Raw genomic sequence first — 12,252 nt, forward strand, 5'->3', positions numbered from 1 at the left:
CGGCCGCCGTCGGCCTCACATGCTGGCGATCAGCCGCTCCACCCGCTCGTCGTACGCCCGGAACGGGTCCTTGCACAGCACCGTGCGCTGCGCCTGGTCGTTCAGCTTCAGGTGCACCCAGTCGACGGTGAAGTCACGCCGCTTCTCCTGCGCGTGCCGGATGAACTCTCCACGCAGCCGCGCCCGGGTGGTCTGCGGCGGCGTCTCCTTCGCCTCGAAGATCTCCGGGTCGTTGGCCACCCGGTCTACCTCGCCCCGACGCTCCAACAACCCGTACAGCCCCCGACCACGACGCAGGTCGTGATAGGCCAGATCCATCTGCGCCACCCGCGGATGCGACAGCGGCAGGTCGTGCTTGCGCTGGTAACGCTCGATCAGCTTGAGCTTGCTCACCCAGTCGATCTCGCGTGCCACCGGGTCCAGGTCACCGGTCTCCACCGCCCGCAGCACCCGCGCCCACAGGTCCACCACCCGCTTCGCGGTCTGGTCACCGCCCCGGCGCTCCACGAACTCCGTCGCCTTCGCCAGGTATTCCTGCTGGATCTCCAGGGCCGAGACCTCCTTGCCGGAGGACAGCCGGACCTTGCGCCGGCCGGTGATGTCGTGCGACACCTCCCGGATGGCCCGGATCGGGTTCTCCAGCGTCAGGTCCCGCATCACCACGCCGGCCTCGATCATCCGCAGCACGATGTCGGCCGTGCCGACCTTCAACAGCGTGGTGACCTCGTTCATGTTGGAGTCGCCGACGATCACGTGCAGCCGGCGGTAGCGCTCCGCGTCCGCGTGCGGCTCGTCGCGGGTGTTGATGATCGGCCGGCTCCGGGTGGTCGCCGAGGAGACACCCTCCCAGATGTGCTCCGCCCGCTGCGACAGGCAGTAGACCGCGCCGCGCGGCGTCTGCAACACCTTGCCCGCACCGCAGATCAACTGCCGGGTGACCAGGAACGGGATCAGCACGTCGGCCAGCCGGCCGAACTCCCCGTGCCGGGACACCAGGTAGTTCTCGTGGCAGCCGTACGAGTTGCCGGCCGAGTCGGTGTTGTTCTTGAACAGGTAGATCTCGCCCGCGATGCCCTCGTCGTGCAGCCGCTTCTCCGCGTCGACGAGCAGCCCCTCCAGGATCCGCTCGCCGGCCCGGTCGTGCGCCACCAGATCGGTCACCGAGTCGCACTCCGGCGTCGCGTATTCCGGATGTGAGCCCACGTCCAGATAGAGGCGAGCCCCGTTACGCAGGAAAACGTTGCTCGACCGGCCCCACGACACCACCCGCCGGAACAGGTACCGCGCGACCTCGTCGGGGGAAAGCCGGCGCTGCCCGCGATAGGTGCAGGTGACGCCGTACTCGGTCTCGAGGCCGAAGATTCGCCGCTCCATGATGAGACATTAGCCGCCCGGAGCCCTCGATGGGCAGCGCCCACGTTCAGCGGCCTACGCCGAAGCCGCCCGATCGGCGGGACACCGGCGCCGGACACCAGCGGGCCCCGCCACTTCGCGGAAGTGGCGGGGCCCGGAAACAGGTGTCACTCGCCGGGCTCGTCCTCCCGGTGGCCCTCCAGGTCGGCCGAGCCCGCCGACGTGGTCGGCTTCCTCGCCTCCTCCGTCGGCACCGTCGGGGTCTTCGCCCGGCCCGGCGCCGGCGCGACGTCCCCCTCCGCGTCGCCGTCCAGCAACGCGGTCAGCGCCGCACCGGTGATCCGCCGGAACGTACGGCCCACCCGGCGCCGGTCCAGGACCGCCACCTCCAACTGGTTCGCCGCGATCGTCCGGGCCGCCCCGCCCTCACCGCCGACGCTGCTCAGCGCCTTCATCGCGGCGCGTACCGCCTCCGACAGCGACATCTCCGGCCGGTGCTCGTTCTTCAGCACACCGGCGATCGCCTCGGACTGGCCGCCCATCGCCATCCGGCCCGGCTCGTCGTTGACCGAGCCGTCGTAGGTCACCCGGTAGAGCGAGTCGTCGTCCGGCGACGCGGCCACCTCGGCCACGCAGATCTCCACCTCGAACGGCTTCGACTGCTCGGTGAAGATGGCTCCCAGCGTCTGCGCGTACGCGTTCGCCAGCGCCAGCCCGGTCACGTCCCGCCGGTCGTAGCTCAGGCCGTTGAGGTCGGCCATCCGCACCCCGGCACGCCGCAGGTTCTCGAACTCGTTGTACCGGCCGACCGCGGCGAAGCCGATCCGGTCGTAGATCTCGCTGACCTTGTGCAGCGTGCTGGACAGGTTCTCGGCGACGAAGAGCACCCCGCCGGCGTAGCTCAGGACCACCGCGCTGCGGCCCCGGGCGATGCCCTTGCGGGCCAGCTCGGAGCGGTCGCGCATGATCTGCTCGGGCGAGGCGTAGAACTGCATGGCCACGGCGGCGGTTCTCCTTCGTACCTGTGGTGCGGGACTGCTGACTCGGTGGACGTGCGAGCGGGGTCAGCCGCCGGGGTTCTCCATCCGGCCGGACACCACGCCCTCCGCGATCGCCGCCGTCTCGGCGTCGGTGAGCCGGTGGGTGCCCTCGGCCGTCGCGGTCATCACGACCGGGTAGATCCGCCGGGTGAGGTCGGGGCCGCCGGTGGCGGTGTCGTCGTCCGCGGCGTCGTAGAGCGCCTCGACGGCCAACCGCGTCGCGTCGTCGACCGACAGGCCGGCCCGGAAGCGCTTCTTCAGCGCGGACTTGGCGAACAGCGAACCGGAGCCGATCGCGTCGTAACCGGTCTCCTCGTAGGGGCCGCCGGTCACGTCGAAGCTGAAGATCCGGCCGGCCCGCGCCGGGTCGCTCGCGGCCAGGTCGAAGCCGGCGAACAGCGGGACCACGGCCAGGCCCTGCATGGCCGCGCCCAGGTTGCCCCGGATCATCGAGGCCAGCCGGTTGGCCTTGCCGTCGAGCGAGAGCATCGCGCCCTCGATCTTCTCGTAGTGCTCCAGCTCCACCTGGAACAGTCGCATCAGCTCGATGCCGATGCCCGCGGTGCCCGCGATGCCGACCAGCGAGTACGCGTCGGCCGGGTGCACCTTCTCGATGTCGCGCTGGGCGATCAGGTTGCCCATCGTGGCGCGGCGGTCGCCGGCCATGACCACGCCGTTCGCGGCCGCGATCGCCACGATGGTGGTCGCGTGCGGCGCCATGTCGGCGGCCATGCCGGGCGGCAGCGGCCGACGACCCGGCAGCATCTCGGGGGCCACCTTGCTCAGGAACGTGGTGAAGGAGGACGTCCCCGCGTTGGTGAACACATCTGGAAGACGCCCGGATGGATCAAAACCCGCTGCCACGTGGTTCCTCTCAGGTACGTGATCGCCCTGGCCAGGCTGTCGGGACTGTCCCGGGACTGACCAAGGCCACCGTTGCAGTTGAAGCAGAGTATCCCGCGGACCCATCCGGTGCGATGATCGTGGTCCAGATGTTCCGGATCGGGACGCGGACGGATCGCGCACACGCCGCCCGGCTCGGCCAGGAGTTCCTGGAACTCCTTCTCCCCGACGCCGTAGCGACGACGCAGGTGGCACTCGCGACTGCCGCCGTACAGGCGCAGCCGTGTTTCCATTCGCCGCTCGTCCGGCAACGGCGGTGGCCGTCCCGAACAGCCGGAAGCTCGCGCGCCTCTCGGCCGTGCTTCTCCTTCAGGCGCTTGGCACAGCTCGCCTTCGCACGAAGGTTGAAGCACGGTTGGCGGTAGCTACCGCACCCATCGGGCCGCCGACTGTCGGCACGGAACTCGTCGAGCACCCCAGACATGTCTGATTTGCCCAACTATGCCCTACTCGCCGCCCTTTTGGACATAGCCTCTCACGAATTCCTCCGCGTTCTCCTCCAGGACGGAGTCGATCTCGTCGAGCAGGTCGTCGACGTCCTCGGTGATCTCGGCGTGCCGCTCGGCCACCTCGGGATTGGCCTGCGCGGTGACCTCCTCGACCTCCTCGTGGGACTTGCCGGACTGGGTCTGCCCACCCTCTTGCGTCGCCATGGTGGTGCCTCCTCCACGATCGCCTGCGATCAACTTACCTCGCGCGGGCGACGAAAAGCCCGCCGCGCGCCGGGTTCGGCACGCAACGGGCCTTCCGGCACCCGGCTCAGCCGCCGGTCAGCAGCTCCAGCAGATCCTTGGCGCTCTCGCACCTGTCGAAGAGCTGGCCGACGTGCGCGCGGGTGCCCCGCTCGGGCTCCATCATCGGCACCCGGACCAGCGACTCCCGACCCACGTCGAAGATGACCGAGTCCCAACTCGCGGCGACCACCTCGGAGGCGTACTGGGCCAGGCACCGGCCGCGGAAGTAGGCCCGGGTGTCCTCCGGCGGCTCGGTCATCGCGGTGCGGGTCTGCTCTTCGGTGAGCAGCGTCTTCATCGAGCCGCGCTGGACCAGCCGGTGGTAGAGGCCCTTCTCCGGCCGGACGTCGGAGTACTGCAGGTCGACCAGTTGCAGCTTGTGCGAGCCCCAGCCGAGCTTCTCCCGCTCCCGGTAGCCCTCCAGCACCCGCAGCTTGGCCACCCAGTCCAACTCGTCGGCGCACTCGAAGGCGTCACGGCCGAGCCGGTCCAGCACGCTCTCCCAGCGGTCCAGGACGTCGGCGGTCTGCGCGTCCACGTCGGGGCCGTACCGGGCGTCCACGAAGGAACGGACCCGTTCCAGGTAGGCCCACTGCACGTCCAGCGCGGTGAGCCGGCGACCGTCGCGCATCCGCATCAGGTGCTTCAGCGACGGATCGTGGCTGACCGCGCGCAGCTCGCCCACCGGGTCCGCGATGCCCAGGTCGGCGCCGAGCGCCTTCTCCTCGATCATCGCGAGGATCAGCGACGTGGTGCCGACCTTGAGGAACGTGGAGATCTCGGAGAGATTGGCGTCGCCGATGATGACGTGCAGGCGGCGGTACTTGTCGGCGTCCGCGTGCGGCTCGTCGCGGGTGTTGATGATGGGCCGCTTGAGCGTGGTCTCCAGTCCGACCTCGACCTCGAAGAAGTCAGCACGTTGGGAGATCTGGAAGCCGCTCTGGCCGCCGTCCTGGCCGATGCCCACGCGGCCGGCGCCGCAGACGATCTGCCGGGTCACGAAGAACGGCGTCAGGTACGCCACGATGTCGGCGAACGGCGTCTGCCGGCGCATCAGGTAGTTCTCGTGCGCGCCGTAGCTGGCGCCCTTGTTGTCGGTGTTGTTCTTGTAGAGGTGGATCGGTTGGGTGCCCGGGATGGTGGCGGCCCGCCGGGCCGCCTCGGCCATCACCCGCTCGCCCGCCTTGTCCCAGCGGACCACGTCGAGCGGGGTGGTCACCTCCGGGGTGGAGTATTCGGGGTGGGCGTGGTCGACGTAGAGCCGGGCGCCGTTGGTGAGTATCACGTTGGCCAGCCCGAGGTCCTCGTCGGCGAGCGCCTCGGCCGGGTCGTACGCCGCCCCGGAGTAGGTGAATCCCCGGGCGTCGCGCAGCGGCGACTCCTCCTCGTAGTCCCAGCGGGCGCGTCCGCCCCGGTTGAGTTCCGGTCGCGCCCCGTAGGCGTTGACCACCTGCGAGGAGGTGACCATCGGGTTGGCTCCGGCCTGGCCGGGCACGGAGATGCCGTACTCGACCTCGGTGCCCATGATCCGTCTGACGCTCATCGACCTGCCCGCTCCGCTCGCCGTCCCGGTCCCCGTCACGTCGAGCGTAGTCGGCACATCGACGCCAGGTGGCGTGCCGGGCTCCCGGCGGGCGGGGTGGCGTGGCGGGCGGGACGGCCGGAGCAGGGGTTTCTCCGTCCGGCGGCCCCGTCACGACCGGCCGAAGCAGTTCCTCAAGGGGCGCGCCCGCTCCGGGTGCCCGGGACACGACCGACCGGGGCGGCGCCGGTGTGGCGCCGCCCCGGTCGGGGTCGAACTCAGAGGTACTGGCCGGTGTTGCTGGCGGTCTCGATGGACCGGCCGGCCTCGGTGCCCTTGCCGCCGGAGACGAGCGTGCGGATGTAGACGATCCGCTCGCCCTTCTTGCCGGAGATGCGGGCCCAGTCGTCCGGGTTGGTGGTGTTGGGCAGGTCCTCGTTCTCCCGGAACTCGTCGACGCACGCGTCGAGCAGGTGCTGCAACCGCAGCCCCTTGCGCCCGGAGGTGAGGAACTCCTTGATGGCCATCTTCTTGCCCCGGTCGACGATGTTCTGGATCATCGCGCCGGAGTTGAAGTCCTTGAAGTAGAGGACTTCCTTGTCGCCGTTGGCGTAGGTGACCTCGAGGAAGCGGTTCTCCTCGGTCTCGGAGTACATCCGCAGGACGACGGCGTCGATCATCGCGGCGACGGTGGCCTGCGGGTCGCTGCCGTGCTCGGCCAGGTCATCCGCGTGCAACGGCAGGTCGGCCAGGACGTACTTCGTAAAGATGTCCTTGGCCGCCTCGGCGTCCGGCCGCTCGATCTTGATCTTCACATCGAGCCGGCCGGGGCGCAGGATCGCCGGGTCGATCATGTCTTCCCGGTTGGAGGCGCCGATGACGATGACGTTCTCCAGCCCCTCCACGCCGTCGATCTCGCTGAGCAGCTGGGGGACGATGGTGTTCTCCACGTCGGAGGAGACACCGGAGCCGCGGGTGCGGAAGATCGAGTCCATCTCGTCGAAGAACACGATCACCGGGGTGCCCTCGCCGGCCTTCTCCCGGGCGCGCTGGAAGATCAGCCGGATGTGCCGCTCGGTCTCCCCGACGTACTTGTTGAGCAGCTCGGGACCCTTGATGTTGAGGAAGAAGCTGGTGTGCCGCTCCTGACCCAACCGCTCGGCGATCTTCTTGGCGAGCGAGTTGGCCACCGCCTTGGCGATCAGCGTCTTGCCACAGCCGGGCGGACCGTAGAGCAGGATGCCCTTCGGCGGCCGGAGCTGGTGCTCGCGGAACAGGTCGGCGTGCAGGAACGGCAGCTCCACCGCGTCGCGGATCTGCTCGATCTGCGCCTGGAGGCCACCGATGTCCTCGTAGTCGACATCGGGCACCTCCTCCAGGACCAGCTCCTCGACCTCGCTCTTCGGGATCCGCTCGTAGGCGTACGCCGAGCGGGGCTCGATCATGAGTGAGTCGCCGGCCCGGATCGGGCTGCCGATCAGCGTCTCGGCGAGGTGCACGATGCGCTCCTCGTCCGAGTGGGAGACCACCAGCGCGCGGTCACCCGGCGCGCCGTCCGGACCGACCAGGATCTCCTTGAGCATCACCACCTCGCCGACCCGCTCGAAGCCGAACGCGTCGACGATGTTGAGCGCGTCGTTGAGCAGCACCTCCTGCCCACGGCGCAGCTCGTCGGCCTCCAGCGAGGGCGAGACGGCGACGCGGAGCTTGCGCCCGCCGGTGAACACATCCACCGTGCCGTCGTCGTGCTTCGCCAGGAAGACGCCGTAGCCACTGGGTGGCTGGGCGAGCCGGTCGATCTCCTCCTTGAGCGTCACGATCTGCGCGCGAGCCTCCTTGAGGGTGCTCACGAGTCGCTCGTTGTTCTCGGTCAGCCGCGCCAACTGCGCCTGGGTGGCCGCCAGCCGCTCTTCGAGCTGCCGGACGTGTCGGGGGCTTTCGGTCAACTTGCGCCGCACCAGAGCGAGTTCCTCTTGCAGGAACGCGACCTGCGTGGAGAGATCGTGGGCTTCCTTTTCCCACCGTGCGGCGCGCGAGTCCGCGTCGTCGCTGCGTGCCACGTCCCACCTCCCCGGGGGGCTTGAACGTTCTGAGCTAACACTAGCCGCTATGAGCCCGATTCGGTCCTCCGCAACGCGCTCGTCACCGAAGCTTGATCGCCAAGGGCTGGTCGACGGGCGGGTACGGGCGTTCGGGTACCGTCGGAGTCCGGGACGGGAGAACATGGGGGGTGCTTCGTGACCGACGTCGCGACCGACCAGTTGCAGGTCTGGGTCGACCAGGACCTCTGCACGGGTGACGGGCTGTGCGTGCAGTACGCACCGGAGGTCTTCGAGTTCGACGTCGACGGCCTGGCGTACGTCAAGGGCCCCGACGGCGAGCTGCGACAGGCCCCGGGCGCCCGGGTGGACGTGCCGGAGCACCTGCGCCTCGAGGTGATCGACTCGGCGAAGGAGTGCCCGGGCGAGTGCATCCACGTGACGCGGGCCAGCGACGGCGTCGAGGTGGCCGGCCCGGAGGCCGAGGACTGACGCACGCACGACGCGGGCCGGGGACGGCGTCCCCGGCCCGCGTCGTGCCGCCGTGCCCCCGTCGGCTCAGAGCATGGGTCGGCCGACCACCGAGGCCACCAGCCGGGCGAACTCCTCCAGCCGGGTGATCTGCCCCGCGCCGCCGTCGTCGAGGGTCTTGCCGAAACGCAGCGCGTCGTGCCGCGGGGTGCCGGCCGCCTCGTCACTCGGCGGCGCCTCGTCCAGCGAGCTGAGCAGCAGGTACACGTCGATGCTGTCGACCCGGACCGTGCCGTCCTCGGCGCGGGTGAGCCGGCGCCGGCAGCCGACCTCGGTGACCGTGGAGACCGGCACCACCCGCAGCGACGAGGTCATCGCGCCGGGTGGCCCCTCCCCGGGCGGGACGTCCTCGCCGTGCCAGAGCACCAGCCGGCTGCCGTCGCAGACGACGACCTCCTGCCACACCCCGTTCACCTCGTTGACGAAGCGTTCCAGCGTGAAGCCGAGCACGGAGGCGCCGCGCAGCACCCCGCCGAGCGCCTCCAGGGCGATGTCGGGGTCCCGCAGGTAGGCCCGGGCGGCCGATTCCAGGTCGGCGTAGGGCGACCAGTCGGGGAAGACGGCGGGCATCTCGCCGTTGCCGTAGCCGGGACTGCTCACGCCACCTCCCGTCGACCGGTACCGCCGGGGCCGGGACGGACGCGCCCGCCGCGCGCCCCGGTCCGCTCTGTCATGCTTACCGTCTCCGGTGTCGTCGTCCCCACGGGCACACATGATCCGCCCGCCCGTGGCGGTTCGCGCGGCGGGGGTCAGGACTGTTCGGGCTCCTCCACCGGCCGCGCCGCCGCCGCGGCGCGCAGGGCGTCGCGGCGCTGCGCATACGCCTCGGCGCCCTTGCTGGGCTTGCGCCGGCGCGGCGGCGCGGTGACCCCGGGGGCCAGCTTGCGCGCGGAGACCAGGAACGCGGTGTGCGCGATCATGCGGTGGTCCGGCCGGACCGCGAGGCCCTCGGCGTGCCAGTCGCGGACCATCGACTCCCAGGCGCGCGGCTCGGTCCAGCCGCCCCGTTCGCGCAGCGCCTCGACCAGCTCGGAGAGCTGCGGCGTGGTGGCCACGTAGCCGATCAGCACACCGCCGGGGACCAGCGCCCGCTCGACCATGTCGAGCATCTCCCACGGGGTCAGCATGTCGAGGATGATCCGGTCGAAACCGGTCTCGGCGCACCCGGCGACGTCGCCGACGTGCAGCCGCCAGGCCGGGTGCGGGCCGTTGAAGAACGCCTCGACGTTGCGCCGGGCGATCTGGGCGAAGTCGTCGCGCAGCTCGAAGGAGTGCAGCTCCCCCTCGGTGCCGACGGCGCGCAGCAGCGAGCAGGACAGCGCGCCGGAGCCGGCGCCGGCCTCCAGCACCTTGGCGCCGGGGAAGATGTCGCCCATCGCGACGATCTGCGCCGAGTCCTTCGGGTAGATCACCTGCGCGCCGCGTGGCATGGAGAGCACGTAGTCGGAGAGCAGCGGTCGCAGCGCCAGGAAGGCGGTGCCGCCACCGGCGGTGGTGACCACGCTGCCGTCGGGCAGGCCGATCAGCGTGTCGTGCCTGAGAATGCCGCGGTGGGTGTGGAACTCCTTGCCGGGCTCCAGCGTCACGGTGTGCATCCGGCCCTTCGGGTCGGTGAGCTGGACCCGGTCGCCGACCCGGAACGGCCCGCGGTGGACCGGGGGCAGCGCCGGGACGGTGGGGTTCTGTGCGGTCACGTGTTCGTCTTCCGTTTCGGTTCGAGGAGCTGGGCGAGGTCCGCGACGTGGAGCACGCCGACCACATCTTCGCCTGCCGTCACCAGGTACTGCGCGCCCGGGTGGGTGCGGACGGTCTCCAGCACCCGCTCGCCGTCCGCGGCGACCGGCAGGGCGGGCAGCGCGGCCAGGCCGCGCGCCACCTCGTCCACCGCGAGCCACGGCCGCCGTTCCGGGGGTACGGCGGCGGCGCGGGCCGGGTCGACCAGCGCCACGGTCCGGCCGGCGGAGTCGACCACCGCGAGCACGGCGTCCGGCGTGCCCGCCTCGGCACGGCGGCGCTGCGCCTCCGCCAGCGGGGTGCCGGTGGGCACCGGCAGCAGTGGGCGGGCCAGCCGGGCCAGGTCGACCAGGTGCAGCCGGCGGCCGATGCGGGCCAGCCGGATGGACTGCCCGGCGCCGCGCCACAGCGTCAGCGCGACCAGCAGGAGCAGCGGCAACGCCAGCGGGGCGAGCGCCCGGCGCAGCGTGAACGCCACCACCAGGGCCACCGTGCCCAGCGCCACGGCCCGGCCGACCCAGCCGGCCACCTCGGTGCCCCGGTGCCGGTCCCGGGTGAGCGCCCAGACCGCGGCGCGCAGCGCGCGCCCGCCGTCCAGCGGCAGCCCGGGCAGGCTGTTGAAGATCGCCACCACCACGTTGCTGACCGCGAGCTGGAAGGCGAGCTGGTGGCCGAGCGTGCCGGCCGGCAGCGTGAGCGTGGCGGCGACCGCGCCGGCGCCGAGCACGGCGGACACGGCCGGGCCGGCCAGGGAGATCAGCAGCTCGGTCCGGGGGTCGGGGGCGTCGGAGTCCATCTCGGTGTAGCCGCCGAGCAGTTCGAGCGTGATTCCCCGCACACCGATGCCGAACCGGCGGGCGGTGAGCGCGTGCCCCAGCTCGTGCAGCAGCACGGAGCCGAGCAGCGAGACGACGAAGCCGAAGCCGACCAGGTAGCCGCCGAGCGGACCGAGGTCGAGCTGGCGGCGGGCCAGCGCCGCGTAGAGCACGGTGACCACGACGGTGAGCAGCAGCATCGAGGCGTTCGCGCGCAGCGGCACCCCGAAGACCCGGCCGAGGCTCAGCCCGGGCCGGCGCGGCGGTCGGGTGCGCTGCTCCACCCCGGCGATGCTACGCGGCCCTGATCATGGTCCGGTGCGGCGACGGCGGAGGTGTCACACCGGTGGCCTAACCTTCCGGACATGACGGCGGAACCGGTGATCGACACGCAGGGTGACCCGACGACCGAGCCGGCGCCGGTCACGGTGCGGGCCTCGCTGTCGCCGTCACGGGCGGCCGACTTCAAGACCTGCCCGCTGCTCTACCGGTTCCGCAGCATCGACCGGCTGCCGGAGCGCCCGACGGTCGAGCAGGCCCGGGGCACGCTGGTGCACGCCGTGCTGGAGCGGCTGTTCGACCTGCCGGCCCCGGCGCGCACCCCGGAGTCGGCCGGCGACCTGGTCGCCCCGCAGTGGGACCGGCTGGTCACCGAGGAGCCGGAGCTGGCGACGCTGTTCCCCGACGGCGACACGGCCGGCGTGCAGGGGTTCCTCCACTCGGCGGCGGGGCTGCTGGAGGGCTACTTCGCGGTGGAGGACCCGCGCCGGCTGGAGCCGGCCGAGCGGGAGGCGTTGATCTCCGCGGTGGTCGACGACGAGCTGCTCATCCGGGGTTATCTCGACCGGCTCGACGTGGCTCCGGACGGCGCGTTGCGGGTGGTCGACTACAAGACCGGCGGCGCGCCGCGCGAGGCGTTCGAGGCGCGGGCGCTGTTCCAGCTCAAGTTCTACGCGCTGGTGCTGTGGCGCACCCGGGGCGTGGTGCCGCGGGTGCTGCGCCTGCTCTACCTCAAGGACGCCGAGGTCTGCGACTACGCGCCCGACGCCGACGAGCTGGTGCGCTTCGAGCGCACGGTGGTGGCGCTGTGGCGGGCGATCGAGCAGGCGACCGCGCGGCAGGATTTCCGGCCCCGGCCGAGCCGGCTCTGCGACTGGTGCAGCCACCAGGCGCTCTGCCCGACCTTCGGCGGCACGCCGCCGCCGTTCCCGGTGGCCGCCGCCGCGCCCGACCCGCTGGTGGACGCCCGTTCCCGGCCGGCCGCCCCCGGGGCCGACGAGTGAGGCTCGTCCCCGCCGGGTGAGCCCCGCTTCGGTTCCGCCCGCGCCCCCGATCCGCCAGGAGTAACACAAACCCCACGCCCCACACGTCCCCACCCCACGCCGCCCGCTCGCCGCCTCCTCCCCCTCGGCCACCGCCCACTTTCACGGAAAGCGGGGCCATGCAGGCGCCGTTAGCCACTCTTTCCGTGAAAGTGTCGCCCCTCGGGACCGGAGGTGGGCACGCTCCGCCCGCAGGGCAGGGGCAGGCAGACCCGATGGGCGCACTTTCCGGGGAAGCGGGCGCATGGGAACGCCGATG

General features: G+C 71.5%; 12 protein-coding genes. 2 read left to right on the plus strand and 10 right to left on the minus strand.

Annotated elements, in window-relative coordinates:
• Positions 1 to 15: 15 nt before the first annotated feature.
• The 7 genes from pafA to arc all read right to left on the minus strand — a co-directional run bounded on the left by pafA (position 16) and on the right by arc (position 7,612).
• Positions 16 to 1,374, minus strand: a complete 1,359-nt coding sequence (gene pafA / locus VKK44_RS14635; protein ID WP_181568150.1) for a Pup--protein ligase — start codon at positions 1,372 to 1,374, stop codon at positions 16 to 18.
• Positions 1,375 to 1,520: 146 nt separating this feature from the next.
• On the minus strand, positions 1,521 to 2,354 hold the full coding sequence (gene prcA / locus VKK44_RS14640) for a proteasome subunit alpha (RefSeq protein ID WP_458351646.1): 834 nt from the start codon (positions 2,352 to 2,354) through the stop codon (positions 1,521 to 1,523).
• 63 nt (positions 2,355 to 2,417) lie between these two features.
• A complete protein-coding gene (gene prcB, locus VKK44_RS14645) occupies positions 2,418 to 3,257 on the minus strand; it encodes a proteasome subunit beta (RefSeq protein WP_343447542.1) in 840 nt (279 codons plus the stop codon).
• Entirely contained in the window at positions 3,176 to 3,529 is a 354-nt protein-coding gene (locus tag VKK44_RS14650) for an endonuclease VII domain-containing protein (RefSeq protein ID WP_343447543.1), read from the minus strand. Before VKK44_RS14650 ends, prcB begins: the two co-directional genes overlap by 82 nt.
• Positions 3,530 to 3,742: 213 nt before the next feature.
• Positions 3,743 to 3,949, minus strand: a complete 207-nt coding sequence (locus VKK44_RS14655) for a ubiquitin-like protein Pup (RefSeq protein WP_046562769.1) — start codon at positions 3,947 to 3,949, stop codon at positions 3,743 to 3,745.
• Positions 3,950 to 4,055: 106 nt separating this feature from the next.
• Positions 4,056 to 5,573: a depupylase/deamidase Dop gene (gene dop / locus VKK44_RS14660; RefSeq protein WP_343447544.1), complete on the minus strand. Its 1,518-nt coding sequence runs from the start codon at positions 5,571 to 5,573 to the stop codon at positions 4,056 to 4,058.
• Positions 5,574 to 5,830: 257 nt separating this feature from the next.
• Positions 5,831 to 7,612, minus strand: coding sequence for a proteasome ATPase (arc, locus tag VKK44_RS14665; protein ID WP_343447545.1), 1,782 nt, complete (start codon positions 7,610 to 7,612; stop codon positions 5,831 to 5,833).
• A 177-nt stretch (positions 7,613 to 7,789) separates the two neighbouring features.
• Between arc and VKK44_RS14670 the strand changes: the two genes are divergently transcribed.
• Positions 7,790 to 8,083: a ferredoxin gene (locus tag VKK44_RS14670; protein WP_343447547.1), complete on the plus strand. Its 294-nt coding sequence runs from the start codon at positions 7,790 to 7,792 to the stop codon at positions 8,081 to 8,083.
• A 66-nt stretch (positions 8,084 to 8,149) separates the two neighbouring features.
• Here the strand turns inward: VKK44_RS14670 and VKK44_RS14675 are convergent, their stop codons facing one another.
• The 3 genes from VKK44_RS14675 to VKK44_RS14685 form a co-directional block, all read right to left on the minus strand.
• The gene (locus VKK44_RS14675) at positions 8,150 to 8,722 is read right to left on the minus strand and encodes a hypothetical protein (RefSeq protein ID WP_343447548.1); all 573 of its coding nucleotides are present in this window, start codon (positions 8,720 to 8,722) and stop codon (positions 8,150 to 8,152) included.
• A gap of 149 nt (positions 8,723 to 8,871) precedes the next feature.
• Positions 8,872 to 9,816, minus strand: coding sequence for a tRNA (adenine-N1)-methyltransferase (locus tag VKK44_RS14680; RefSeq protein ID WP_343447549.1), 945 nt, complete (start codon positions 9,814 to 9,816; stop codon positions 8,872 to 8,874).
• Entirely contained in the window at positions 9,813 to 10,871 is a 1,059-nt protein-coding gene (locus tag VKK44_RS14685) for a M50 family metallopeptidase (RefSeq protein ID WP_343447781.1), read from the minus strand. Before VKK44_RS14685 ends, VKK44_RS14680 begins: the two co-directional genes overlap by 4 nt.
• A 165-nt stretch (positions 10,872 to 11,036) precedes the next feature.
• Here VKK44_RS14685 and VKK44_RS14690 point away from each other — a divergent pair, with 165 nt between their 5' ends.
• Positions 11,037 to 11,954: a RecB family exonuclease gene (locus VKK44_RS14690; protein ID WP_343447550.1), complete on the plus strand. Its 918-nt coding sequence runs from the start codon at positions 11,037 to 11,039 to the stop codon at positions 11,952 to 11,954.
• Positions 11,955 to 12,252: the final 298 nt, after the last annotated feature.

It is taken from the genome of Micromonospora sp. DSM 45708, assembly GCF_039566955.1.
Lineage (GTDB): Bacteria > Actinomycetota > Actinomycetes > Mycobacteriales > Micromonosporaceae > Micromonospora.

Excerpts from the sequence above, each read along its gene's own strand:
- pafA (WP_181568150.1), bottom strand. The coding sequence starts at position 1,374 with ATGGAGCGGCGAATCTTCGGCCTCGAGACCGAGTACGGCGTCACCTGC.
- VKK44_RS14650 (WP_343447543.1), bottom strand. The coding sequence starts at position 3,529 with ATGGAAACACGGCTGCGCCTGTACGGCGGCAGTCGCGAGTGCCACCTG.
- VKK44_RS14655 (WP_046562769.1), bottom strand. The coding sequence starts at position 3,949 with ATGGCGACGCAAGAGGGTGGGCAGACCCAGTCCGGCAAGTCCCACGAG.
- dop (WP_343447544.1), bottom strand. The coding sequence starts at position 5,573 with ATGAGCGTCAGACGGATCATGGGCACCGAGGTCGAGTACGGCATCTCC.
- VKK44_RS14685 (WP_343447781.1), bottom strand. The coding sequence starts at position 10,871 with ATGCTGCTGCTCACCGTCGTGGTCACCGTGCTCTACGCGGCGCTGGCC.
- VKK44_RS14690 (WP_343447550.1), top strand. The coding sequence starts at position 11,037 with ATGACGGCGGAACCGGTGATCGACACGCAGGGTGACCCGACGACCGAG.